The sequence below is a fragment of the Aeromonas sp. LsrichE-8G genome (assembly GCF_022869435.1).
Taxonomy (GTDB): domain Bacteria; phylum Pseudomonadota; class Gammaproteobacteria; order Enterobacterales; family Aeromonadaceae; genus Aeromonas; species Aeromonas caviae.
The window spans coordinates 1-25,625 of sequence record NZ_JALIHH010000080.1; the positions used below are offsets into that span (position 1 = coordinate 1).

The 25,625-nt window shown below is 60.2% G+C and carries 22 protein-coding genes; 10 read left to right on the forward strand and 12 right to left on the reverse strand.

Going from position 1 to position 25,625, the window contains the following annotated elements; all coding sequences use genetic code 11:
* The first annotated feature begins 364 nt into the window (after positions 1 to 364).
* Entirely contained in the window at positions 365 to 1,120 is a 756-nt protein-coding gene (locus tag MUW49_RS13470; RefSeq protein WP_052815447.1) for a hypothetical protein, read from the forward strand.
* A gap of 61 nt (positions 1,121 to 1,181) precedes the next feature.
* Positions 1,182 to 1,844 (forward strand): DUF2987 domain-containing protein, encoded by a 663-nt coding sequence (locus MUW49_RS13475; RefSeq protein ID WP_010674784.1) that lies wholly within the window; start codon positions 1,182 to 1,184, stop codon positions 1,842 to 1,844.
* Positions 1,845 to 1,915: 71 nt separating this feature from the next.
* Here MUW49_RS13475 and ttcA read toward each other — a convergent pair whose 3' ends face one another.
* The 12 genes from ttcA to MUW49_RS13535 form a co-directional block, all read right to left on the reverse strand.
* Positions 1,916 to 2,824, reverse strand: coding sequence for a tRNA 2-thiocytidine(32) synthetase TtcA (ttcA, locus tag MUW49_RS13480; RefSeq protein ID WP_010674783.1), 909 nt, complete (start codon positions 2,822 to 2,824; stop codon positions 1,916 to 1,918).
* A 67-nt stretch (positions 2,825 to 2,891) separates the two neighbouring features.
* Positions 2,892 to 3,839 (reverse strand): universal stress protein UspE, encoded by a 948-nt coding sequence (gene uspE / locus MUW49_RS13485; protein WP_010674782.1) that lies wholly within the window; start codon positions 3,837 to 3,839, stop codon positions 2,892 to 2,894.
* A gap of 136 nt (positions 3,840 to 3,975) precedes the next feature.
* A complete protein-coding gene (locus MUW49_RS13490; protein ID WP_010674781.1) occupies positions 3,976 to 4,731 on the reverse strand; it encodes an FNR family transcription factor in 756 nt (251 codons plus the stop codon).
* A 68-nt stretch (positions 4,732 to 4,799) separates the two neighbouring features.
* Positions 4,800 to 5,486, reverse strand: coding sequence for a sulfite exporter TauE/SafE family protein (locus tag MUW49_RS13495; protein ID WP_244812883.1), 687 nt, complete (start codon positions 5,484 to 5,486; stop codon positions 4,800 to 4,802).
* Complete coding sequence (gene ccoS, locus MUW49_RS13500; RefSeq protein ID WP_041211434.1) at positions 5,470 to 5,676, reverse strand: cbb3-type cytochrome oxidase assembly protein CcoS; 207 nt, start codon at positions 5,674 to 5,676, stop codon at positions 5,470 to 5,472. The genes MUW49_RS13495 and ccoS overlap by 17 nt, the downstream gene beginning before the upstream one ends.
* An 82-nt stretch (positions 5,677 to 5,758) precedes the next feature.
* Entirely contained in the window at positions 5,759 to 8,155 is a 2,397-nt protein-coding gene (locus MUW49_RS13505; RefSeq protein ID WP_029314548.1) for a heavy metal translocating P-type ATPase, read from the reverse strand.
* An 88-nt stretch (positions 8,156 to 8,243) separates the two neighbouring features.
* The gene (locus MUW49_RS13510; protein WP_244812884.1) at positions 8,244 to 8,732 is read right to left on the reverse strand and encodes a FixH family protein; all 489 of its coding nucleotides are present in this window, start codon (positions 8,730 to 8,732) and stop codon (positions 8,244 to 8,246) included.
* 113 nt (positions 8,733 to 8,845) lie between these two features.
* Positions 8,846 to 9,835 (reverse strand): cytochrome-c oxidase, cbb3-type subunit III, encoded by a 990-nt coding sequence (gene ccoP / locus MUW49_RS13515; protein ID WP_010674776.1) that lies wholly within the window; start codon positions 9,833 to 9,835, stop codon positions 8,846 to 8,848.
* Positions 9,835 to 10,014 carry a CcoQ/FixQ family Cbb3-type cytochrome c oxidase assembly chaperone gene (locus MUW49_RS13520; RefSeq protein ID WP_010674775.1) on the reverse strand — a complete coding sequence of 60 codons (180 nt, stop codon included), beginning with the start codon at positions 10,012 to 10,014 and terminating at the stop codon, positions 9,835 to 9,837. The genes ccoP and MUW49_RS13520 overlap by 1 nt, the downstream gene beginning before the upstream one ends.
* An 11-nt stretch (positions 10,015 to 10,025) precedes the next feature.
* A complete protein-coding gene (ccoO, locus tag MUW49_RS13525; RefSeq protein ID WP_010674774.1) occupies positions 10,026 to 10,640 on the reverse strand; it encodes a cytochrome-c oxidase, cbb3-type subunit II in 615 nt (204 codons plus the stop codon).
* Between the two features lie 18 nt (positions 10,641 to 10,658).
* Positions 10,659 to 12,083: a cytochrome-c oxidase, cbb3-type subunit I gene (ccoN, locus tag MUW49_RS13530; protein ID WP_010674773.1), complete on the reverse strand. Its 1,425-nt coding sequence runs from the start codon at positions 12,081 to 12,083 to the stop codon at positions 10,659 to 10,661.
* Positions 12,058 to 12,321: a hypothetical protein gene (locus MUW49_RS13535; protein ID WP_125117269.1), complete on the reverse strand. Its 264-nt coding sequence runs from the start codon at positions 12,319 to 12,321 to the stop codon at positions 12,058 to 12,060. Before MUW49_RS13535 ends, ccoN begins: the two co-directional genes overlap by 26 nt.
* A 41-nt stretch (positions 12,322 to 12,362) precedes the next feature.
* Between MUW49_RS13535 and MUW49_RS13540 the strand changes: the two genes are divergently transcribed.
* From MUW49_RS13540 to pyrD, 8 genes are all read left to right on the forward strand, one after another.
* Positions 12,363 to 12,821 (forward strand): hypothetical protein, encoded by a 459-nt coding sequence (locus MUW49_RS13540; RefSeq protein ID WP_010674772.1) that lies wholly within the window; start codon positions 12,363 to 12,365, stop codon positions 12,819 to 12,821.
* A gap of 108 nt (positions 12,822 to 12,929) precedes the next feature.
* Entirely contained in the window at positions 12,930 to 13,388 is a 459-nt protein-coding gene (locus tag MUW49_RS13545; protein WP_010674771.1) for a GAF domain-containing protein, read from the forward strand.
* Between the two features lie 101 nt (positions 13,389 to 13,489).
* Positions 13,490 to 14,134, forward strand: coding sequence for an RNA chaperone ProQ (gene proQ, locus MUW49_RS13550; RefSeq protein WP_010674770.1), 645 nt, complete (start codon positions 13,490 to 13,492; stop codon positions 14,132 to 14,134).
* Positions 14,135 to 14,142: 8 nt separating this feature from the next.
* Positions 14,143 to 16,158 carry a carboxy terminal-processing peptidase gene (gene prc, locus MUW49_RS13555; protein WP_010674769.1) on the forward strand — a complete coding sequence of 672 codons (2,016 nt, stop codon included), beginning with the start codon at positions 14,143 to 14,145 and terminating at the stop codon, positions 16,156 to 16,158.
* A gap of 129 nt (positions 16,159 to 16,287) precedes the next feature.
* A complete protein-coding gene (gene pepN, locus MUW49_RS13560) occupies positions 16,288 to 18,912 on the forward strand; it encodes an aminopeptidase N (RefSeq protein WP_244812885.1) in 2,625 nt (874 codons plus the stop codon).
* 67 nt (positions 18,913 to 18,979) lie between these two features.
* Positions 18,980 to 19,201 (forward strand): DUF2835 family protein, encoded by a 222-nt coding sequence (locus tag MUW49_RS13565; RefSeq protein ID WP_010674767.1) that lies wholly within the window; start codon positions 18,980 to 18,982, stop codon positions 19,199 to 19,201.
* Positions 19,202 to 19,475: 274 nt separating this feature from the next.
* A complete protein-coding gene (locus tag MUW49_RS13570; RefSeq protein WP_210538753.1) occupies positions 19,476 to 24,338 on the forward strand; it encodes an NAD-glutamate dehydrogenase in 4,863 nt (1,620 codons plus the stop codon).
* A 47-nt stretch (positions 24,339 to 24,385) separates the two neighbouring features.
* Entirely contained in the window at positions 24,386 to 25,396 is a 1,011-nt protein-coding gene (gene pyrD, locus MUW49_RS13575) for a quinone-dependent dihydroorotate dehydrogenase (RefSeq protein ID WP_039040791.1), read from the forward strand.
* Positions 25,397 to 25,625 lie beyond the last annotated feature (229 nt).

Sequence of the window (25,625 nt, forward strand, 5' to 3'; positions counted from 1 at the left end):
CGGCGCTCGCAATATTTTAGCGGCGGGACACGCCGTTTTAGCCTGTGGAGGCGTGGTGCAATCAGGCCGCCCGATGAAGCAGGAACCCGGTACTGCGCGAGCAGCTATCACCCAGTAATGGGAATCCCCCTCCTGTGACGCGAAGCTCTAAGGTGGGGGAGGATGTCAACATCCTACTCCCGTTGGACAGAGGGGCCAAGGGTGAGGGGAACTTCATCAAGTAGGGCTGCAAGGCCTTTGGTATCAATGGCTTTCTGAACGGAAGATAACAGGAAAAACGGCTACGCATGCCGGTTCAAACCGCTATAATGTGCCACCTTGGATCAGTCGTCAGTGAATGTTGGACAGTCAATTGAGTAATAGAATGCGGATCGGTGGAACCCTCGAACAGTCCCTCAGCCAGGGATATCGTCTGGACCTGCAAGGGGTGTTGAAAGAGGGGTGGCAACAGACTCGTCGCACCGGTTTCGGATTGGCGCTGGCCATCGCCGGGGTCATGGCAATCTGGATCCTGCTGAGCAATACCTTGCTGACGCCCTATGTCGCCCGTGAAGGAGGGGATATGGATATGGCCCTGATCCTGAGCCTGCTGGTCACGGTGATCATGTCACCCATGACCTCCTCCCTCGACATGCTGGGGTTGCAGCAGTCGGTGGGGGTACGCGCCCGGCCGAGCCAGGTGTTCGACTTCTTCCGCCACTTCCTGCGCCTGGGCAGCCTGAGTCTGCTCGGCAGCCTCATCACCAGCCTGTTTGGACCCCTGTTCGAGCTGCTGGGTGTGCCTGTGATGCTGGCCTTCATCCCTTCCGCCCTGGTGGGCATGGGGCTGGTGTTTACCGTACCTCTGGTGCTGGAGCGCGGTCTTTCCCCGGCTCAGGCCATTCTGGTCTCCCTCAAGCTCTTTGCCCGGGGCTGGCCCAGCATAGTGCTGCTGCACGGGGTCATGCTGGCACTCTTCTTCCTGGCGCTCATCCCCATGGGGCTGGGACTTATCTGGGTGGCGCCGCTCTACTTCAACTGCAAGGGCATTCTCTACCGGGATCTGTGTGGGGTGGCAGTCGAAGTGACCGAGGTTGCCAGTGGCAACAACGGGCAGGGCCCGGATCATTTCAACGCATAACGGGATACCAGGGGGTCAGCCGGTGTCGACCCGCCCGGAGCGTGATGCAAAAGGATGGCATATGAACAAGCGATACGGGATGGCGGCGCTCCTGCTGGTACCCATGCTGGGACAGGCTGAGCCGTCCCTTGAACTCGACTACGGCACCTTCTACAGCCAGATGAAGACCTTCGCCAAGGGGGAGTTCGGCCACGCCAGACTGGGCTTTTATCTGGCCAGTCAACAGAACGGTCGGCGCTGCGGGCTCACCTCGGCCCGGGTCTCGACCCCGGACAGGGATGTGCCCGCCGAGGTCACGGTGGATGGCGAACTGCGTCTGCCCTATGACGAAGATCTCAACCTCGACAAGGCGATCGTGGTGGTGGGGCTCACCGAGGCCCATGCCGCCTGCGATCTGTCGGTACAGGTGATGGCCGACGCCCCCGCCACACCCGAGGTGCCGCTGGCCGAGCTTGTCTCGCGCCAGCAGCAGATGCAGCGATTGCTCGACAAGATGGCCGGCATGGTCGGCCAGTATTTCCTGCCCAAGATGGAAGGGGTGCGGATCTCCATGGTGGCGCCCGCAGGCACAGCCTACCTTGTGGAGGGTGCCCGTCAGGAGGCCGTCTCCTGGCAGCAGGGGCAACTGCTGCTCAGCAATGCGCAGCTGAAGGGGTTTGCCCAGGGCAAGCTGCAACTGCAAGGGGAGATCCTGCGTCTGACCCCCTGGCTGCACAAGGGGTAGCGACCCGAGTCCGCAGATTGCCAGAATGAAAAAAGGAGCGCCTGGCGCTCCTTTTTTGTGGGTGACGGGGCTTAGCGCACCTCAATCACGTCCAGCATGTCCATCTCGTCGATGTCCAGCAGCGGCGCCTTGGGCAGCTCGGGCGGATCAAATGCCTTGTCGCCACCGTCGATGATGCCGGAGTCGCGGTTGATGCTCTTGAAGTCAAACAGCTGGTGATCGAGCAGGTGGCTCGGGATCACGTCCTGAATGGCGGTGAACATGGTTTCGAGACGACCCGGGAAGCGGCGATCCCACTCCTGCATCATCTGTTTGATGGCCTGGCGCTGCAGGTTCTCCTGGGAGCCGCACAGGTTGCAGGGGATGATGGGGAAGGCCTTGACCTCGGCATAGCGCACCAGATCTTTCTCCTTGCAGTAGGCCAGGGGGCGGATCACCACGTTCTTGCCATCGTCGCTCACCAGCTTGGGGGGCATGGATTTGAGCTTGCCACCGTAGAACATGTTGAGGAACAGAGTCTCGAGGATGTCGTCACGGTGATGGCCAAGGGCGATCTTGGTGCAACCCAGCTCCTGGGCGGTGCGATACAGAATGCCGCGGCGCAGGCGGGAGCAGAGCGCGCAGGTGGTCTTGCCCTCCGGTACCTTCTCCTTGACGATGGAGTAGGTATCTTCTTCCACGATCTTGAAGTCGATGCCGAGGGTGCTCAGGTATTCGGGCAGCACGTGCTCGGGGAAGCCGGGTTGCTTCTGATCCAGGTTGACGGCCACCAGATCGAAATGGATGGGGGCGCTGGCCTTCAGGCTCATCAGGATGTCGAGCATGGCAAAGCTGTCCTTGCCGCCAGACAGGCAGACCATGATCTTGTCACCCTCTTCAATCATGTTGAAGTCGGCGATGGCCTGGCCCACGTTGCGCCGCAGGCGTTTCTGCAGCTTGTTGAAACTGTATTTCTCTTTGGCGTTAAGCTCTTCTAGCATGGCCTCAAACCCGGGACAAAAATAAGCGGCTTATTATAGCCATGTCCCGGGGGAGGGCAAGAAACGCTTATGCAGGATGACGCCTGTCATCCACAGGGCTGCTGTAATCGTCGGGTTTGAGGATGAGAATGTCGCAGTTGAGCCTGTCCACCACGTGCTCGGCGGTGTTGCCAAGCAGGGCGGCAGAGAGGCCGGTACGGCCGACGCATCCCATGATCATCAGGGTGGCATTCAGATCGTCCGCCATGTCCGGCAGCACCTCCTCCGGCAAGCCTTCCGCCACCTTGGTCCACATGTGGTTGATGCCGAACTGATCGGCATGCTCCCGCAGCAGATCTTCATGGTGTTTGCGAATGGCATCGTTGTAGGCGTTGGGATCGAACTCTGGCAGTTCGATGGCGACATTGACCGGGGTGCCCGGGTAGGTGTTGACCAGATAGAGACTGGCACCAAGCAGCTCGGCGATGGCGATCCCCTCGCGGGTGATCCGCTCGTTGAGCACCTTCTGCTCCTTGTCATCGCTCGAGCAGTTGATGGCGGCAATCAGGTTGCCCCCCCGTTGCCAGTGCCCTTCTTTTACCAGCAGAACCGGACAGGGGCATTTGCGCAGCAGGTGCCAGTCGGTGGGGGTGAAGATGAAGGTTTGCAGGAAGGAGTGCTTGTGAGTCGCCTTGACGACCAGATCGTGACGCTGTTCCAGCACTTCCTGAATGACGCACTCGAAGGGACGGTTGTGCCAGAGCACTTTCACTTCGCATTCCAGTCCTCTGGCCCGATAGGGAGTGAGGATCTCGTCGAGCCACTCCCGACGCTGGGCGATGACACCATGGCGCATCTCTTCCCGCTCGTCTGCCGAGAGCATGGCGGTCATCTCGTAAGAGAAGTCGTAAATCGTCAGGAGCAGGGTCAGCTGGGCGCCCTCATCCAGCTCGGCGACCTTGACCGCGCGCTCGAGCGCGATCTGGCGCTCCTCCTCGGGATTGATCACCACCAGAATGTTTCGGTACTTGACCATGTTCTCCTCCTTGGTAAAAAGGCCAATGATGGCAACTCTTTAGCTATTACAGCTTAGTCCAAGGGGGGAGACGGGAAGGTGTGCCGGATCAAATTTCAGGGTGATCCGATCCGGCAAAAAAGGGAATAAACGGGGATTAACCGCAGGGAGGACGAGTGGCTCCGGCCATGACGCCCAAGGCAACGTTGTCCAGTACAGTAATGTATTTGCCTTTGACGCTGATGAGACCGGATTTCTGGAAACGGCCCAGCAGGCGGCTGATGGTCTCGACGGTGAGACCGAGGTAGTTGCCGATGTCTCCACGGGTCATGGAGAGGCGGAACTCCTTGGCGGAGAAGCCGCGCTCGGAGAAACGAACCGAGAGATTGTGCAGGAAGGCAGCGAGGCGCTCTTCGGCGTTCTTTTTGGAGAGCAGCAGTATCATCTCCTGGTCGCCCATGATCTCGTTGCTCATCAGCCGCATGATCTGCTGGCGCAGTTTGGGCATCTTGCCAGAGAGGTCGTCGAGCACATCGAACGGTATTTCGCACACCATGGCGGTTTCCAGCGCCTGGGCGAAGGAGGGGTGGGCCTGCTTGTGGATGGCGTCGAAACCGACCAGATCACCGGCGAGGTGGAAGGCGGTGATCTGTTCGTCACCCTGTTCGGTGATGGTGTATGACTTGATGGTCCCGGAACGTATGGCATAGAGCGACTTGAGCTCATCGCCGGCCTTGAACAACTCTTCACCCTTCTGGAACGGCTTTTTGCGCTCGATGATGCTGTCGAGCTGATCGAGCTCGTTATCGTTCAGGGTGAAGGGGATGCAGAGCTGGCTGATGCTGCAATCCTGGCAATGAATTGCACAGCCACCGCTCTGAATACGTCTGCCAGGTTTCTTGTCCGGGATCATAGGCTCAAATGAATAATTGATTTATATCAAACAAGTTTACCACCATCTCATCCGTTTTGGATAGGGTTTCAAAAGGACGCCATCCAGATCCAGAGGGTGTGGATCCCGTAGGCAATAAGCAGCAAGGCGCCCCCAAGGCGCAGGCTGCGCAGGGTGAGCCAGTAGCGCAATCGGTCTGCCAGCCCCCCTAGCGCAAACAGGGTCGGCAGGGTGCCGAGGCCGAAAAAGAGCATGATGAGTGCCCCGCCACTCGCGGAGCCTGCGGCAGCGCTCCAGGTCAGCATGGAGTAGACGAGGCCGCAAGGGAGCCAGCCCCATATCATGCCAAAGGGGAGGGCCTGCCTGGCTGATGTAAACGGGAGAAACCTGCCTGCCAGCGGCTTGATGAGAGGCCAGAACTTCGCACCGATGCGCTCGAGCAGCAAGACGCCATGCCACCAGCCAGCCAAGTAGAGGCCGAGCGCTATCATCAGCAGGGCGGCGATGAGGCGAAGCCCTGCCAGGGCGTGTTTGCCAGCGCCTATCTCCGTGGTGGTGGCGAGCAAGCCGCCCACCAGCGCGCCCGCCAGCACATAGCTCAGGATGCGCCCCAGGTTGTAGTTGAGCAGATAACCGAGCCTGCCCCAAAAATGCTGCTTCTCGGCAGGTATGGCCATGGAGAGCGCTGCGGACACGCCGCCACACATGCCGATACAGTGGCCGGCACCGGCAAGCCCGACCAGCAGGGCGCCCATGAGGTCAAGGCTGCTGGTCATGGGGCCTGTTTTCCTGTTCTGCTTGTTGTTCAGAGGGGGGCAAGGGGCGCTGCTCCTCGTCAAACAGGATGTTGGAGCCCTGCCTGTCGAGATCCTCGAACTGCTCGGAGCGGATGGCCCAGAAGAAGACGGCGCCGGCAATGACAACGAACAGGATGGCGATGGGGATGAGGACGAAGATAATGTTCATGGCGTGGACCCTGTGGTGAAAGGGGGATGATAACCCGGCGAGGCAAGAGGTGCCGCCACCCGGGAGGATGCCAGATGGCTGCTCACCGGTTGAGCCGCATGGAGTTGGTGACCACGATGAGGGAGCTCAGGGACATGCCAGCAGCCGCCAGATAAGGGGGGAGCCAGCCACTTGCAGCCAGCGGCAGCACAAGCAGGTTGTAGCCGATGGACCAGGCAAAGTTCTCCTTGATGATCTTGCGAGTTCGCAGGGCCAGGGCCCGGGCGGCCAGCAGACGGGAGAGATCGTCGGCCAGCAGGATGGCGTCGGCACTGTTCTTGGCCAGATCCGTGCCCCCCGCCATGGCAAAGGACGCGTGGGCGCCGGCCAGCACAGGGGCGTCGTTGATGCCATCTCCCACCATGATGCTGATATCCCCGGCCGCTTCCCGGGCCTTGAGATAGGCCAGCTTGCCGTCCGGGGTGACCCCTTTTACCAGCTCATCGACCCCCAGCTCGCGGGCCAGCATGTCCGCCTGGTCCGAACCGTCGCCGGTGAGAATGGTGGTTTGCAGGCCTGCCTCCTTGAAGGCCTGGATCAGTGCACCGGCATCGGGGCGCAGCGTGTCGGCCAGGATGAAACGGGCCAGCAGTCCGTGTTCATCGGCCAGATAGATGGTCAGCCCTTGAGCGGCATTCTCTTCTTGCGCCAGTTCGAGCCAGCGTGCACTGCCGATGCGGTAATGCTTGCCCTCAATTACTCCCTGCACGCCGTGGCCGATGACGGGGGTGACGTCGCTGGCGGCGAGCGGCACCCCGTCCGCCAGTGGTTTGCTTCGAAACGCACGGGCGATGGGATGCTCGGAATAGGTCTCCAGGGCCTGGGCGAGGGCGAGGCAGCGGGCTGCGTCGAGCTCGCCGAGGGGCTGGGTGCTCACCAGGCTGATGTTGCCCGTGGTCAGGGTCCCCGTCTTGTCCATCACGATGCGGTTGGCCCGGGTCAGAATGTCCAGCACGTGGCCGCGGCGCAGTAGGATGCCGCTGCGGGTCAGGTTGGCAGTGGCCGAGGTCAGTGCGGTCGGGGTGGCCAGCGAGAGGGCGCAGGGGCAGGTCGCCACCAGCACCGCCAGGGTGACCCAGAAGGCCCGCTCGGGCTCATGAAAATGCCAGAAGGTCCAGACCCCGGCCGCAATGATCAGGAGCACCAGGATAAAGTGGCGCGACAGCACGTCCGCCAGCTGGGCGATGGCGGGCTTGTCGTCCAGAGCATGATCCTGCAGGCGCATGATCTGGGCCAGGCGCGACTCTTCAATGGAATGGCTGACCCGGATCTCCAGGGGGGCATCGGTGTTGATGGTGCCTGCATAGACGGGATCTCCGGCCTGTTTGAGCAGAGGCAACTGTTCGCCAGTCAGCATGGATTCGTTGAGGCTGGCCTGGCCCAGGGTGACGATGCCGTCTGCCGGCAGGGTGGCCCCCGCGAGTACCCGCACCCTGTCTCCGACTCGCAGCGTCTTGGCGGCCACCTCGTGTTCGCCGTCATCATCGATGCGGGTTGCCATGATGGGTACCAGGCGCGCCAGGTTGGAGCTCGACTCCGACGCCTTGCGCCTCGCTCGCAGTTCCAGCAGACGGCCCAACAGCAGGAAAAAGACGAACATGGTGATGGAGTCGTAATAGACCTCACCCGTGTTGAAGACCGTGGCCCAGATGGAGGCGACGAAGGCGCCGATCAGTGCCAGCGACACCGAAACATCCATGGAGAGGTGCCCCTGCTTCAGGCTGCGCCATGCCCCCACGTAAAAAGGCTGGGCCGAGTAGATCATGATGGGGGTGGAGAGCAGAAGGCTTATCCACTTGAAGTAGATCATGAACTCCTCTTCCACGCTGATGAAGAGGTCCATGTAGAGTGCTACGGCGCACATCATCACCTGCATGGAGCCAAGGCCGGCCAGCGCCATGCGGAACATGTAGCTGCGCACCTCTTTGGCGTAGAGCGCTTCCTGCTGATGAGTCTGGAAGGGATAGGCGCGATAGCCGACCCTGGCAAAGCCCTTGAGAATGTCGCTCAAAGAGAGCTGGGCCGGATCCCACTTGATGCGGGCGCGATGGGTGGTGGTATTGACGTTGATGTAACGCAGACCGCGCAGGGTCATCAGGTGCCGCTCGATGAGCCAGGCACAGGCGGCGCAGGTCAAACCTTCCACCGTCAGTTGGATCTCGCGCGTAGTTTCGCGACCCGTACCGGTGTCGGTGACGAACTCCTGCTGCACCTCCGCCAGATCGTAGTGGGTGAGGGCGGCGAGCTCTTCGGGCACCAGTTCCCCCTTGATGCCGGGAGCGGTGCGGTGTTCGTAATAACTGGCGAGGCCGCATTCGAGAATGGTCTGTGCCACGGCCTGACAGCCAGGGCAACACATCGGCTGAACGATGCCTTTGATCTCGAGAGTAAAGTTACTGCCAGTGGGAACCGGTTCACCACAGTGAAAACAGCCGGTCATGGTGATCATCCCTCTTTGATGCAGCCCAGCAGGCCGGGTCGGGGAGAAGGGTGGCTGACCGGCGTGCCGATCACCCTGCCTTCGTGATTCAACGTCCCTTGGGATCGAGCTCAATCGCTGCCTGAGTCGGCAGTTGTGCCGTCTCCTGGAGGCGCCATTCATGGTTGAAGGCATCGACCCGCACGTGCCACTTGCCGGTGAGGGGCTTGTCCAGCATCAGGCGATAGACTCCCTTGCCATCGGCCGTCAGCAGATGTTCGCTGTCCAGGCCCGCCAACGTGGGATGAAACAGGGAGAGGTGCAGTGCCTGCCCGAGGGGGAAATCCCCGGACAGTGGATTTAACGTCAGCTCCTTGTTGCTGACATTGAGGGCGATACGGATGCCGAGCGCCTCGGCGCGATCGAACTTGCTGAGATCCTGATTAATCTCCTTGCCCTGCTTGTAGTAGTCCTCCGCTACCAGGTTGACCCCATCCTTGCTGGCAATGATGGCGGTGGCGATGCTGCCTACCACGGCGGCGCAGGGGAGGGCGATGATGAACCAGGGCCAGAATTGGCGATACCAGGGTTGGGTCATGATGCTACCGAAACAAATGGTTAACGAAATGGCGGTAATTCAGCCAACACAAGATAACAAAAAGCCTCGAAGAGTCGAGGCTTTTTGCTGATTAATCACGTGCTTATCACATGTTACTGCTGATTTTGCCGATCGTTGTGGGACAAGCTGTAAACGTAGGAGGCGAGCAGATGTACCTTGTCTTCCCCCAGAATGTCCTTCCAGGCCGGCATCACGCCGTGACGACCGTGGGTGATGGTCTGTTCGACCACCTGACGGGAGCCGCCATAGAGCCAGATGTTGTTGGTCAAGTCGGGGGCGCCGAAGGCGATGCCGCCCTTGGCATCCGGGCCGTGGCAGGCGGCGCACATGGCAAAGCGTGCTTCCCCTTTCTTGGCTTCCACCAGATCAACCTTGCGACCGGAGAGGCTCAGCACATAGGAGGCCACCTCCTTCACCCCGTCCTGACCCAGGATCTCGCCCCAAGCGGCCATGATCCCCTGACGACCGCCCATGATGGTGGTCTTGATCTGGTCGGGTGCGCCGCCCCACTGCCATTCGCTGTCGGTCAGGTTCGGGAAACCGCGGCCACCGCGGGCATCGGAGCCATGACACTGGGAACAGTTTTGCAGGAACAGGCGCTGACCCACCTTCAGGGCTTCCGGATCCTTGGCGATCTCGGTGATCTCCTTGTAGCTCTTGCCGTCAGCCTGATAGGTCAGCTCGCGGAACTTGGCGCCGTAGATCTCGTCGGCCTTGGCAAGTTCCCGATCGTATTCCACCGCGCGTCCTTCGGCCTTGGCGGAAGCCGCCGCTGCCTTGGACTCGGCCAGGGAACGTACATCCTGGTTGGAGCTCTGCCAGCCCAGCAGACCCTTGAAGTTGCCAAGGCCCGGGAAGGCGAGCAGGTAGATGAGCCCGGTGACGATGAAGAAGAGGAACATATAGGACCACCACTTCGGCAGGGGATTGTTGATCTCCTCGATGCCGTCGAAGGTGTGACCCATGGGTTTGCCCTCTTCGGCCCCCATCTTGTCCTTCATGCACCAGGCCAGCAGCAGGAAGCAGCCGAGAATGGTGCCAAGGCTTATGACGGTCACAAAAATGCTAAACAGAGTGCTCATTATTGCTTCGCTCCTGCGTTCTTGTTATCAGCACTGGGTTGCTCGTCATCGGCAAAAACCAGGTTGGCGGCCTCGTCGAAAGAAGCCTTGCGGCGCTTGCTGTAGGCCCAGACGATGATGCCAATCATGATGACCATCAGCAGCAGGGTGTACAGGCCGCGAAATGTGCCGTAATCCATATCCCGACTCCTTATTTCAGGGCATGGCCCAGTGATTGCAGATAGGCGATCAGCGCATCCAGCTCGGTCTTGCCCTTGACGGCCTCACCGGCACCGGCGATGTCGGCATCGGTATAGGGCACGCCGAAGTGATCCCGGAACAGAGCCAGCTTCTTGCCGGTCAGCTCGCCGCTCAGCACATTGGTCTCGAGCCAGGGGAAGGCCGGCATGTTGGACTCGGGCACTACGTCGCGCGGGTTGATGAGGTGGGCGCGATGCCAGTCATCGGAGTAGCGGCCGCCGACCCGGGCCAGATCCGGGCCGGTACGCTTGGAGCCCCATAGGAAGGGGTGCTCCCACACGCTCTCGCCGGCAACCGAGTAGTGGCCGTAGCGTTCGGTCTCGGCGCGGAACGGGCGGATCATCTGGCTGTGGCAGACGGTGCAGCCTTCGCGGATGTAGATGTCGCGTCCTTCCATCTGCAGGGCGGTGTAGGGCTTGAGGCCCTCCACCGGCTCGTTGGTCTGCTTCTGGAAGAACAGGGGGGTGATTTCCACCAGGCCCCCCAGGCTGATGGCGAAGATGATGCCAATGACCAGCATGGGGACGCTTTTTTCAAAAATCTCGTGACGGTTGTTGTTGCTCATGCTTTAAACCCCTTCAAATCAGGCTGGCTGTGCGACGGGTTCCAGAGAACCCTTGGGCGCAGTGACGGTGCGATAGGCGTTGTAGGCCATCAGCAGCATGCCGGTGACGAAGAAGCAGCCACCCAGGAAGCGCACGAAGTAGAAGGGATAGGAAGCTTGCAGCGCCTCCACGAAGCTGTAGGTCAGGGTGCCGTCGTCGTTGACCGCACGCCACATCAGACCCTGCATCACACCGGAAATCCACATGGCGACGATATAGAGCACGGTGCCCACGGTGGCCAGCCAGAAGTGGACGTTGATGAGCTTGATGCTGTACATGCGCCCCTGCCCGAACAGGTTCGGGATCAGGTGGTAGACGGCACCGATGGACACCATGGCAACCCAGCCCAGGGCACCGGAGTGAACGTGACCGATAGTCCAGTCGGTGTAGTGGGAGAGGGCGTTGACGGTCTTGATCGCCATCATGGGGCCTTCGAAGGTCGACATGCCGTAGAACGACAGGGAGACGATCAGGAAGCGCAGGATGGGGTCATAACGCAGCTTGTGCCAGGCACCCGAGAGGGTCATGATGCCGTTGATCATGCCGCCCCAGGAGGGCACGAACAGGATGAGGGACATCACCATGCCCAGCGACTGGGCCCAGTCAGGCAGGGCGGTATAGTGCAGGTGGTGCGGACCGGCCCAGATATAGAGGGAGATCAGCGCCCAGAAGTGCACGATGGAGAGGCGGTAGGAGTAGACGGGGCGACCCGCCTGCTTGGGCACGAAATAGTACATCATGCCAAGGAAGCCCGCTGTCAGCAGGAAGCCCACTGCGTTGTGGCCATACCACCACTGCACCATGGCATCCATGGCACCGGAGTACATGGAGTAGGACTTCATGCCGGAGAGCGGCACTTCCATGTTGTTGACGATGTGCAGTACGGCCACCGTGATGATGAAGGCACCGAAGAACCAGTTCGCCACATAGATGTGGGAGGTGGTGCGCTTGACCAAGGTGCCGAAGAAGACGATGGCATAGCTCACCCAGACCACGGCGATGGCGATGTCGATGGGCCACTCCAGCTCGGCGTACTCTTTGGAGGTGGTGTACCCCAGCGGCAGCGAGATGGCTGCAGACAGAATGATCGCCTGCCAGCCCCAGAACACGAAGGAGGCGAGGGGACCACCAAACAGCCGGACCTGACAGGTGCGTTGCACCACGTAGAAGGAGGTGGCCATCAGGGCGCTGCAACCAAATGCGAAGATGACCGCATTGGTATGCAGGGGACGCAGACGGCTGTACGTCAGCCAGGGGGTGTCGAAGTTGAGGGCAGGCCAGATCAACTGGGCTGCAATCAATACACCCACCGACATGCCGACGATACCCCAGACAATCGTCATGACGGTGAACTGGCGCACAACGGTGTAGTTGTACTCAGGGTGGTTTGTTGTATGGCTCATCGTTGTATTCCGCTTCCGATGCTGTTGTTAGTGTTGCCCGGTGTCCTGGGCCATTTTCACCCCGGTTTTGCAAAATCCCCTCGTTAACATCTGTTAATAAAAGGAAAAGCAAAAGGTGGTTAAATGAAAATCCATTGAGAATGATACTGAAATGACCGGTAAAATAACAGTACAAACAGTGATATATTTGGCTCCAGCGGGTCTCATGTCCGCCAGTTTTTACCTTGAGCCAGATCACGAAAATTACATTTTCTACGTACCTTACAGAGCTGTTTTTTCATGAAAGAGAGACTCACTTCACGCAAAATCGTCCACCTGTCCATGGTGCTGGTCATTTTGCTCTCCCTGATGGCCTATCGAACCTGGTTTTCAGGCACAGGAAGCGACCATGCAGAGGGCTCCAATGTTCAGATTTGTGATCTGTCCCACAGCCCCTGCCGCCTCATCGTCGGGGATCGCCCGCTGACGGTCAGCATCGATGGCTTGCCGATCCGCCCTGAACATGACTTTGTCCTGCGCCTTCAAGGGGGTGTGCCGGCCATTACGCCGGTCAAGGCCTGGCTCGAGGGCAAGGAGATGTTCATGGGGCTCATCCCCGTGCTGTTTGAAGCCAGCGATGCGGGGTGGCGAGGGGTGACCCAGGTGGGAAGTTGTACGGCAGAGGCGATGGACTGGCTCTTGACCATCGAGTGGAGCAATGGCCAGCGCCATCAACTGACGTTGGGCGCGGCACGTTGAACGGACTCTCATCGGGCCCCAGGAGGGGGGATAAATGAAAATTGATTTGAAATTTTCAGGCAGGACGGTACCTTGCATTGATTATCAAAGAGTGAAGTTCATTTAATCATGATTGAAAAACAAGCATTTTATCGCACGCTCAACCAGCAGGCCCAGGCATTGCTAGAGGGCGAACCCGACATGATCGCCACCCTGGCAAACCTGTCTGCCCTGCTCAATCAGGAACTGGCTGACATCAACTGGGTTGGTTTCTACCTGCTGCAGGGCGAGACCCTGGTGCTCGGCCCGTTCCAGGGCAAGCCGGCCTGTGTGCGCATCCCGGTCGGGCGCGGCGTCTGTGGCACTGCGGTTGCCGAGGGCAAGACCCAGCTGGTGGACGACGTGCACCAGTTCGCGGGGCACATTGCGTGCGACGGTGCCAGCAACTCGGAAATCGTGATCCCGCTGCGCCGTGGCGGGGAGATCATCGGGGTGCTGGACATCGACAGTCCAATCTTTAACCGCTTTGACGAGCAGGACCGGATTGGCCTCGAAGAAACGGTGCAAATTTTGGAAAGCATGCTCTAAGTCATTGCTAGATGGTTCGCAAAAGGTCCCAAGCTCTCTATAATGGGGCCTTTGTTGTGTTCGGGCATGCCCGTGCGTCTATATGAAAGCCAAGGTTATACATGGAAAACACTGAAAAGCTGAAGAACAGTAAAGAGATCGTCGCCTACCTGGTCGAGAAATTCCCGGCCTGCTTCATCGCTGAAGGAGAGGCCAAGCCACTCAAGATTGGCATCTTCCAGGATCTGGCCGCGCGTCTTGCTGATGACGAGAGAGTCTCCAAGACCATGCTGCGCTCTGCTCTGCGTCAATACACCTCCAGCTGGCGTTACCTGCATGGCCTCAAGGCTGGCCAGGCCCGTGTCGATCTGGACGGCAACCCGGGCGAGCTGCTCACCGAAGAGCACATCGAGCATGCCAAACAGGCGCTCAAGGAGAGCAAGGAACGTGTCTTTGCCAGCCGCCGCACCAACACCAAGGAGAAGGAAGACAAGCCCAAGCAGCCGCGTCGCAACGCGCCGCGCAAGGCTGACGCTCCCCGCTCCGACAAGCCCAAGTCCGCCCCTGCTCCCAAGGCTGCACCGGTCGCCGATGCGCCGCTGGTGAAAGTGGATGCCGCTACCCTGAAAGTCGAGCAGGGCGTGCGCGTCGTGCTGGGCAAGTCCCCTGTGCCTGCGACCATCAAGGAAGTGACCAAGGATGACGTACAGGTTCAATTGCAGACCGGCATGATGTTGCGGGTCAAGTTCGAGCATCTGGTTCTCTAAGGAGACGAATGTTGAAGCATGGCGTGATTCGTTTTTCACTCGTTGCCTGTAGCCTGGCGCTTGCCGGGCTCGCACAGGCCATCGAGCCGGTGCTCAAGGAAAGTGATTTGCCTGTGTTGGCTCAAGAGAGCCAACATGCTACGGCCAGCAAGCGAATTGCCAATCTGTTTACCCGCTCCCACTACAAACAGTTCAAGCTGGACGACGCCTTTTCCTCCGTGATCTTTGACAAGTATCTGGAGAATCTGGACTACAGCCGCAACCTGTTTCTGGCCTCTGACATCAGCCGTTTTGAGAAATATCGTACCGGTTTTGACACCGACCTCGAGCGAGGGCGACTGGCTCCGGCCTACGAGATGTTCAACCTGAGTCAGCAGCGGCGGTACGAGCGGTTCGAATACGCCCTCAAACTGCTCGACACTCCCTTCGATTTTACCCAGAAAGACAATTACGTCTTCGATCGGGAAGGGGCTCCCTGGCCCAAGGATGAAGCCGAGCTCAACGAGCTGTGGCGTCAGCGGGTCAAGTTCGATGCCCTGAGCCTCAAGCTCAGCGGCAAGGAGTGGCCCGAGATCAAGGAGCTGCTTGGCAAGCGTTACAACAACGCCATCAAGCGGATGTCCCAGACCGAGAGCGAGGACGTGTTCCAGCTCTTCATGAACTCCTTCGCCCGCGCCATCGAACCGCACACCAGCTATCTGTCTCCGCGCAGCGCCGATCGGTTCAACACCGAGATGAACCTCTCGCTGGAAGGGATTGGGGCCGTGCTGCAGGCGGAAGATGACTTTACCGTCATCCGCTCCCTGGTGCCAGGCGGCCCGGCGGCCAAGTCCAATCACCTGAAACCCGATGACAAGATCACCGGTGTGGGGCAGGACGACGGTAAGATCGTGGATGTCATTGGCTGGCGTCTTGACGACGTGGTCGAGCTCATCAAGGGGCCCAAGGGCAGCAAGGTGAAGCTGGAGATCCAGCGCGGCAAGGGCGCGACCGCCAAGACCGAGCTGGTGGAGCTGGTGCGTGACAAGGTGCGTCTGGAAGACAGAGCCGCCAAGTCCAAGGTGATCACCGCCGAGGGCAAGAAGATCGGCGTGCTCGAGATCCCGAGCTTCTACGTCAACCTGCACGACGACGTGATCAAGGAGATCTCCAGCCTCAACAAGCAGAAGATCGACGGCCTCATCGTCGATCTGCGCGGCAACGGTGGCGGTGCCCTGACGGAAGCTTCCGCCCTGAGCGGTCTCTTCTTTGCCAGCGGCCCCGTGGTGCAGATCCGTGATCACATGGGTCGCATCACCGTCAATGGCGACGACGACGGCAATGTCTACTACGGTGGCCCCATGTCGGTGATGATCGACCGCTACAGCGCCTCGGCCTCCGAGATCTTCGCTGCCGCCATGCAGGACTATGGTCGTGCGCTGATCCTCGGCGAAAACTCGTTCGGCAAGGGGACGGTGCAGCAGCATCGCAGCCTCGCCAAGGTCTATGACTTCTACGAGCAGCCGCTGGGTCACGTGCAGTACACCATCGCCAAGTTCTACCGTATCGATGGCGGCAGCACCCAGAACAAGGGAGTTGCACCCGATATCGCCTTCCCGACTGCGGTAGCGCCGGGGGAGACGGGGGAGAGCCGCGAGTTCAACGCCTTGCCCTGGGACAAGATTGCCTCGGCCAGCTACGAGCGACTGGGGGACTTCTCCAGCCTGCTGCCCAAGCTGAAAGCGGCCCACGAGGCACGGATCACCAAGGATCCGGAATTTGCCTATGTGCTGCAGGACATCAAGGAGTATCAGGCGGACAAGGACAAGAAGTCGGTCTCCCTGAACGAAGCCGAGCGGCTGGCTGAACAGGCCAAACAGGACGAGAAGGCGCTGGCGCGAGCCAATGAGCGGCTGACCCGTCTTGGCAAGCCGACGGTGAAGAGCCTGGATGAACTGCCGACCGATTTCGAGGCACCTGACGAATACCAGGTGGAAGCGGCCAACATCACGGCGGATCTGACCACCCTCAGCAAGAAGAGCTGATGCTGGCAACGAAATGACAAGGGCGACTCGGGTCGCCCTTTCTTTTGCCTGAATGCAAACTATTTGACCCTGTCCGAGCCTTGTGACAGCCTCTGACACGTCAATAACAAAGCGTGGAAGCACACAATAATGACTGAACAACCTCAGGCCATGACGGCCAAATATCGCCAGGATTACCAGGCTCCCCTCTATTGGTGTGACAGCCTGGATCTCGATTTTCAGCTGCAAGAGCCCCTGACCCGGGTCACCGCCATTTCCCGTTTGCGTCGCAGCGGCGATCACAACGAACCCCTGGTGCTGGACGGCGAGGGGCTTGACCTTGTCAGCGTCATTGTGGATGGCGTGCCCTATCAGCAATACGAGCAGGGAGAGAGCAGCCTGACCCTGTTCAACCTGCCGGCCGAGTGCGTGCTGACCGTGGTCACCGACATCGATCCCGCCGCCAACACGGCGCTGGAGGGGCTCTACAAATCCGGCGATGCCTATTGCACCCAGTGCGAGGCCGAGGGCTTTCGTCGTATCACCTATTACATGGACAGGCCGGACATCCTGGCCCGTTACAGTACCCGCATCACCGCCGACAAGGCCAAGTACCCCTATCTGCTCTCCAACGGCAACAAGGTCGCGAGCGGCGATCTGGACGACGGTCGCCACTTCGTGCAGTGGCAGGATCCCTTCCCCAAACCGAGCTACCTCTTCGCCTTGGTGGCGGGGGACTTCGATGTGGAACGCAACCACTTCATTACCAAAAGCGGCCGCCAGGTGGCGCTCGAGATCTTCGTGGACAAGGGCAACCTGGACCGCGCCGGTTTCGCCATGGAGAGCCTCATCAACTCCATGCGCTGGGACGAGCAGCGTTTCGGCCTCGAGTATGACCTCGACATCTACATGATCGTGGCGGTGGACTTCTTCAACATGGGGGCCATGGAGAACAAGGGGCTCAACATCTTCAACTCCAAGTTCGTGCTGGCCAACCCGGCCACTGCCACCGATGCGGACTACCACGGCATCGAGCGGGTGATCGGCCACGAATATTTCCACAACTGGACCGGCAACCGCGTCACCTGCCGCGACTGGTTCCAGTTAAGCCTCAAAGAGGGACTGACGGTGTTCCGGGATCAGGAGTTCTCCTCCGATCTGGGGTCGCGCGGCGTCAACCGCATCAACAACGTGCGCACCGTGCGCGGTCCGCAGTTTGCCGAAGATGCCGGCCCCATGGCCCACCCCATCCGCCCGGATGTGGTGATCGAGATGAACAACTTCTACACCCTGACCGTCTACGAGAAGGGCTCTGAAGTGATCCGCATGATGCACACCCTGCTGGGGGAGGACGCCTTCCAGGCGGGTATGCGACTCTACTTCGAGCGTCACGACGGCTCTGCTGCCACCTGCGACGACTTCGTGCAGGCGATGGAGGATGCCTCCGGGGTGGATCTCGCTCGCTTCCGCCGCTGGTACAGCCAGTCCGGCACCCCCGAGCTCACCGTGACCGACGAATACGATGCCGAAAGCGGTGTCTATCGTCTGCACGTGAGCCAGCACACGCCGCCGACCCAGGATCAGCCACAAAAGCTGCCGCTGCATATCCCCCTCGACATCGAGCTCTACGATGCACAGGGTGCCGTCATCCCGCTGCAATACCAGGGCAAGGCCATCGGCAATGTGCTGGACGTGCTGGAAGCACAGCAGACGTTCGAATTCGATCGAGTGCCGGTCAGACCGATACCCTCCCTGCTGCGAGACTTCTCCGCCCCGGTCAAGCTGCACTATGACTACAGCGACGAGGCCCTGGCCTTCCTGATGCGTCATGCCCGCAACGAGTTTGCCCGCTGGGACGCCGCCCAGATGCTGATCAACAAGGCGGTGATCGACGGGGTGGCCCGGGTCCAGCACGGGCAGGGGGTTGAACTCTCCCACACCCTGCTGGCGGCCTTTGTTGCCATTCTGGACGAGGCTGCACTGGATCCCGCCCTCAAGGCAGAGATCCTGGCCCTGCCGGGAGAGGCGACCCTGGCCGAGCTGTTCGAGGTGGCCGATATCGACGCCATCCACCAGGTGCGCAACGGGATCCAGACCGCATTGGCCCACGCCTTCGGCGACCGCCTGCTGGCGTGCTACGAGAGCCTGCGTCTGCCGGCTTATCAGGTGGTCCATGCCGACATGGCCAAACGGGCCCTTAAGGGCGTGGTGCTGGGTTATCTGGCGGCGCTGGATGCCGCGAAGGCCGATACCCTGGTGCGCGAGCAGTACGGGGCCGCCGACAACATGACCGACACCCTGGCTGCACTCCAGGTGGCCAACAGCCATCTGCTGCCGTGCCGCGCCGCGCTTTTGGCCGACTTCGAAGGCAAGTGGGCCCATGATGGCCTGGTACTGGACAACTGGCTGCGGCTGGTGGGCGCCAAGCCGGCCAAGGATGTGCTCGATGACGTGAAGCAGGCGATGGCGCACCCGACCTTCAGCATCCGCAACCCGAACCGGCTGCGGGCGCTCATCGGCAGCTTCGCCATGAACAACCAGGTGCAGTTCCACGCCGCCGATGGCAGCGGCTATCGCTTCCTGACCGATCTCTTGATCGAGCTCAACGAGGTCAATCCCCAGGTGGCGTCCCGCCTCATCACCCCGCTTATCCAGTTCAAGCGGCTCGATGAGGGGCGCAAGGCGCTGGTTCGCGCCGAGCTGACCCGCCTGGCCAACCTGGACGGGCTGGCGCGGGATCTGTTCGAGAAGGTGAGCAAGGCGCTGGCACAATAAGCGTCACGACGGCGGGCAGGGGAGTCTGGCTCTCCTGCCCGTTTTTCATGGATGACCAGGAGGTGACATGAGGCAATACACTTTTCGGCTCTCCCTTGGCCGCGACGAGATCATGTTGATGTACCAGGGGCAGGTGAACCGCCTGGTGGTACGTACCGAGCAGGGTCTGACCCTGGAGCTGGGGTTGGAGAAAATCCGGCGTTTTGTGTCGGAGAGCGGCGTTCACGGCTACTTTCGACTGAAAACCCAGGACGATCATCGCTTCATTTCCCTGGAACGCATAAATTAACAAAACTTGAACATCAATCCGGGTAAATATCTGCTTTAAGTCACTATCTATCCGGTAAATGGCGCGGCATCCAGTGCGATTTTCTGAATTTTGCCAACTTGGCAAAATTTATCACAACCCAAGCCGTGATCTGCCCCTTGTTTTTAACATCCCGTTATCACCTTTGCTCGCCTTCGTTGATCCAAGCCATTACACTTCGCTGCAACTCTGTACCGGCGCGCATCCTGGGTGGATGTCGCCGTGTCTGTGATGTCGTCCGATAAGGAAACTAGCAATGGCATTGAAAGACGCCCCTACCTCCGTTCTGCTCGAAAACGTTCTCAGTCTGATCCACCAGAAATTGCCGAAAAACAGTGCCTCCCTGGTCGAATGTTTCGTTGCCAAGTTCTACGGCAACATGGCCAGCACTGATCTGCATGACCGCAATGACAGCGATCTCTATGGCGCCGCCCTCAGTCTGTGGAATGCCCTCAACCACCGTACCGGCATCGAGCCCTATATCCGGGTCTACAACCCCGAGCTGACCCGCCACGGATGGCAGTCTCCTCATACCATCGTCGAGATCATCCTGCAGGATTCCCCCTTCCTGGTGGACTCCATCCGCATGGCGCTCAAGCGTCTCAATATCACCGCCCACATGATGCTTCACCAGCCGCTGCACCTGATCCGCGGCGAAGGCGGCAAGATTGGCGCCATCCTGGATCTGGACAACACCGCAGAGCAGACCTCGGTGGAAACCGCCTTTCTCATCGAAATCGATCACCTGACCGGTGAAGAGGAGATGGACGCCCTGACTGCCGAGCTCAACTCGGTCGCGCGGGAAGTGGCCCTGGCGGTGGGAGACTGGCAGCCCATGCTGACGCGCCTGAACGAGATCATCGAGGAGCTGCCCAAACGCAAGAACCCGGTCAGCCAGGCCGAGGTGGACTCCTGCGTCGCCTTCCTCAAATGGGTGGCCGCCCACAACTTCACCCTGATGGGTTATCGTCGCTACGACGTCAAGGCGGTGGAGGGGGATCACGAGATCCTGCCGCAGCCCGAGTCCAGCCTGGGGCTGATGAAGAACTCCATCAAGGACGAAGGCCAGCGCCTCGGCACCATGCCCGCCAGCGCCCGTCACGCGGCCCTCAGTTCCGACTTGCTGATCCTCACCAAGTCCAACAGCAAGTCCCGGGTGCATCGTCCGGCCTATGTGGATTACATCGGCATCAAGCGCTTCGACGAGCACGGCAAGGTGGTGGGAGAGGATCGCTTCATCGGCCTATATGCCTCCTCCATCTACAACACCAGTGCGACCCAGATCCCCCTCATCAGCCACCGCCTCGAGCGCATCATGGCCGCCTCCGGCTTTGAATCGGGCTCTCATGCCTACAAGGCGCTGCTGAACGTGCTGGAAACCTACCCGCGCGACGAGCTGATCCAGGCCCGTGAAGAGGAGCTGCTGGCCACCGGTCTCGGCGTGCTGGAGATGCAGGAGCGGGACATGCTGCGCCTGTTCGTGCGCCGCGACGTCTACGGCCGCTTCTTCTCCTGCATGGTCTATGTCACCAAGGAGCGCTACAACACGGCGCTGCGGGTCAAGACCCAGCAGATTTTGCAGAAATATTTTGGCAGCAGCATCGATGTGGAGTTCAACGTCTACTTCACCGAGGGCGTGCTGGCACGGACCCACTACATAGTGCGGGTCAACAACAACAACGTGGATGTGGATGTGAACGAAGTACAGAACAACCTGATTGAAGCGGCCCGCAGCTGGGATGACCGCCTGGATTCCGTGCTGCTTTCCCACTATGGCGAGGCCCGCGGTAACGAGCTGCGCCGCCGTTTCAGCACCGCCTTCCCCCGTGCCTACAAGGAAGATGTGCTGCCGGGCTCTGCCGTCGCGGACATCATGGCCCTGGATGGATTGAGCGAGGCCGAGCCGCTTGGCATGCTGTTCTACCGCGCCCAGGAGGAGGAGAACGATCGCCGGGTACGCCTCAAGCTGTTCCACCGAAGCGAACCCATCCACCTCTCCGACGTCCTGCCCATGCTGGAAAACATGGGACTGCGCGTCATCGGCGAGACCCCGTATCAGGTACGGACCCCCACCGGCGAGGTGTTCTGGATCCTCGATTTCTCCATGCTGCTGCGGGGCGAGCAACCGTTCGATCTGGAGCAGAGCCAGCAGCGCTTCCAGCAGGCCTTCGCCGCCATCTGGAACAAGACCCTGGAAGATGACGGCTTCAACCGTCTGGTGCTGGGGGCCGGCCTCACCGGTCGTCAGGTATCCGTGCTGCGGGCCTATGCCAAATACATGCGCCAGACCGGCGTCTCCTTCAGTCAGTCCTATATCGAGGAGACCCTGACCCGTTATCCGGATATCGCAGAGCTGCTGTTCACTCTGTTCGAACAGCGTCTGGATCCGGCCGGCAAGCAGGACGCCAAGGTGCCATCGCAAGATGCTAAGGCATCCGCCAAGCTGCATGAGCAGCTCGCCGCCAAGCTGGATCAGGTCGCCAACCTGGATGACGATCGCATCATTCGCCGCTATGTGGAGATGATCGACGCCACCCTGCGCACCAACTACTACCAGCTGGACAAGGCGGGCAACATCAAGCCCTACATCTCCTTCAAGCTGGCCCCCTCCAGCATCACCGACATGCCGCTGCCGCTGCCGAAGTTCGAGATCTTCGTCTACTCCCCGCGAGTGGAAGGGGTACACCTGCGCTGGGGCAAGGTGGCCCGTGGCGGCCTGCGCTGGTCCGATCGCAAGGAGGACTTCCGCACCGAAGTGCTGGGTCTGGTGAAAGCCCAGCAGGTGAAGAACACCGTCATTGTGCCGGTGGGCGCCAAGGGCGGCTTCTATTGCAAGCAGATGCCGGCAGGCGCCCCCCGTGCCGTCATCCAGGAGGAGGGCAAGGCCTGCTACCGTCTGTTCATCCGCGGCCTGCTCGATGTGACCGACAACATCATCGGCGGCGAGGTGATCCCGCCAAAATCCGTGGTGCGTCACGACGAGGATGACTACTACCTGGTAGTGGCGGCCGACAAGGGCACCGCCACCTTCTCCGACATCGCCAACGAGATAAGCCTCGAATACGGCCACTGGCTCGGCGATGCGTTTGCCTCCGGCGGCTCGGTGGGCTATGACCACAAAAAGATGGGCATCACCGCCCGCGGCGCCTGGGAATCGGTCAAGCGCCACTTCCGTGAGATTGGCATCAACTGCCAGACCACCGACTTCACCTGCGTGGGTATTGGGGACATGGCCGGCGACGTGTTCGGCAACGGCATGCTGCTCTCCGAGCACATCCAGCTGGTGGGCGCCTTCAACCACATGCACATCTTCGTCGACCCGACCCCGGATGCGGCCAGGAGCTTCGTCGAGCGCAAGCGCCTGTTCGAGCTGCCGGGCTCGAGCTGGGATGACTACAACCGTGAGCTCATCTCCAAGGGGGGCGGCATCTTCCTGCGCTCGGCCAAGTCCATCAAGCTGAGCCCCGAGATGCAGACCCTGCTCGGCACTGACAAGGCCAGCATGGCGCCGAACGAGCTGATCAAGGCCCTGCTCTGTCTGAACGTGGACCTGCTCTGGAACGGCGGCATCGGCACTTATGTGAAGAGTGCCCGCGAGAGCGACGCCGACGTCGGGGATCGCAGCAACGACGTGCTGCGAGTCAACGGTCGCGATCTGCGTGCCCGCATCGTGGGCGAGGGTGGCAACCTGGGCTTCACCCAGCTCGGCCGGGTGGAGTACGCGAGCCAGGGTGGTCGCATCAACACCGACTTCACCGACAACGTGGGCGGCGTGGACTGCTCCGACAACGAGGTGAACATCAAGATCCTGCTGAACCAGCTGGTGGCCGCCGGGGATCTGACCCTCAAGCAGCGCAACCAGATGCTCTACGAGATGACGGATGCGGTGGCGCAGGTGGTCATCACCAACGCCTATCGCCAGTCCCAGTCCATCTCGGTCACGGCGTTCCGTGGCGCCGAGCAGCTCAAAGAGCAGCAGCGCTTCATCCAGGGGCTGGAGCGGGAAGGCAAGCTGGACCGCGGCCTCGAGTTCCTCCCCACCGACGAGGAGCTCTCCGAGCGGATGGCGGCGGGGCAGGGGCTGACCCGTCCCGAGCTGGCGGTGCTGGTGGCCTACGGCAAGATGGTGCTCAAAGAGCAGCTCAACTGCCCGGAAGTGACCGACGAGCCCTTCCTGGCCAACATGCTGGTCACCAGCTTCCCGACCCAGCTGCAGCAGCAGTTCGGTGCGGCCCTTGCCCAGCATCCGCTGCGCGGCGAAATCATCGCGACCCGGGTGGCCAACATGCTGGTCAACGACATGGGGCTCAACTTCGCCAGCCGGATGAAGGACGAGACCGGTGCCTCGGTGGCCGAAGTGGCCTGCTGCTTCGCCATGGCCCGCGAGGTGTTCGGCCTCAATACCCTGTGGCGCGACATCGAAGGGTGTGACAACCAGGTGGATGCCAACACCCAGCTCGAGCTGATGTTCTACAGCCGCCGCATTGTACGCCGCGCCACCCGCTGGTTCCTGCGTGCCCGCAACCGCAGCTGGAGCATCGGCGAGAACATCGCCTTCTTCCGCCCGGCCTTCGAGACCCTGAGTCAGCACCTTTATGAGGTAATGGACGAAAGCGAAGTGGCCGAACACAGCCAGGCGGTCGCCGCCCTGGTGGAGAAACAGGTGCCGGAGGCCATCGCCCGTCGCGTGGCCCACATGAGCAGCCTCTTCTCCTGCCTGGATCTGGCGCAGATTGCCGCGGAGCACAAGACCGACATCCTGCGGGTTGCCAACGTCTACTACCGCCTGGGTGCCAAGCTGGATCTGCACTGGTTCCTCGAACAGATCAACCATCAGCCGGTGGGCAACCACTGGCAGGCGATGGCGCGGGCCTCCTTCCGCGAAGATCTGGACTGGCAGCAACGCAGCCTCACCTCCGTGGTACTGGAAGGGTGCAAAGAGCAGGGGGAATGCGCTACCATACTGGCCGACTGGATTTCGGAGCATGAGCAACTCTTGTCCCGTTGGACCCACATGTTGGCCGACTTCAAGACCACGAGCACGCACGAGTTCGCCAAGTTCTCGGTGGCCTTGCGAGAGTTGAACCTGCTCCAGTTGAATTGCCGAACCTCGGCATAACCCCAAAAGCCCCGGCCAGTTGCCGGGACTTTTTTTAAGGAGCAAGCATGCTGTACCCACTCGCCAGGCATTTCCTGTTCAAACTCAATCCGGAGCAGGCTCACGATCTCTCCATCAAATATTTGCCCCGCCTTCTCGGTACCCCGCTTGATTGTTTCTTCCGCCATTCTCTGCCCAAACGCCCCGTCACCGTCATGGGGCTTAATTTTGCCAATCCGGTGGGGTTGGCCGCCGGTCTGGATAAAGACGGGGAGTGCATCGATGCCTTCGGCGCCATGGGGTTCGGTTTCATCGAGGTCGGTACCGTGACCCCCAGACCCCAGAGCGGCAATGACAAGCCTCGTCTCTTCCGGGTGATCCCGGCCGAGGGGATCATCAATCGCATGGGATTCAACAACAAGGGAGTCGATCACCTAGTGGCCAAGGTGAAAGAGGCCAAATATCAGGGAGTGATCGGCATCAATATCGGCAAGAACAAGGACACCCCCATCGAGCAGGGCAAGGATGATTACCTTCTCTGCATGGACAAGGTGTATGACCACGCCGGTTATATTGCGGTCAATATTTCCTCGCCAAACACCCCGGGTCTGCGTCAATTGCAATATGGCGATGCACTGGATGAACTGCTGGCCGCATTGAAACAGCGTCAACAGGAGCTGGCCGAGAAATATAAAAAGTATGTGCCGCTGGCCGTGAAAATTGCCCCGGATCTGTCACTCGATGAAATAGATCAGGTAGCCGCCTCTTTGATCAAGAACCGTATTGACGGTGTCATCGCCACCAATACCACTCTGGAGCGGGAGATGATATATGACATGCCCCATGCCGCAGAGGCTGGCGGGCTCAGCGGTCGTCCGCTCCAGCACAAGAGCACCGAGGTGATTCGCCACCTGGCCAAGGCCCTCGACGGCGCCCTGCCCATTATCGGTGTAGGTGGTATCGACAGCGCCATGGCGGCTCGGGAAAAACTGGCAGCGGGTGCCAGTCTTGTCCAGATTTACAGCGGCTTTATTTATAAAGGGCCGAGTCTGGTCAAAGAGATCGTTACCCATATTTAAAAAATAACCGGTTGCCCTTATTTAACGTTGCTCAAATTCTCGACATGGAATAAAGTCGAGGGACGGCTTAGATAAGGGCACCACCAGGGCAAGATCGCGAACGTTTTTTAAGCAGGGCATGAGGATTTGACCGACCGAACAGGGTGTGATCTTATACTCTCTTTTACGGGAGTTTCGTCATGAACCATCAAGCGGCATTTACCCAATTCTTCTCCGAACTTGAAGACCC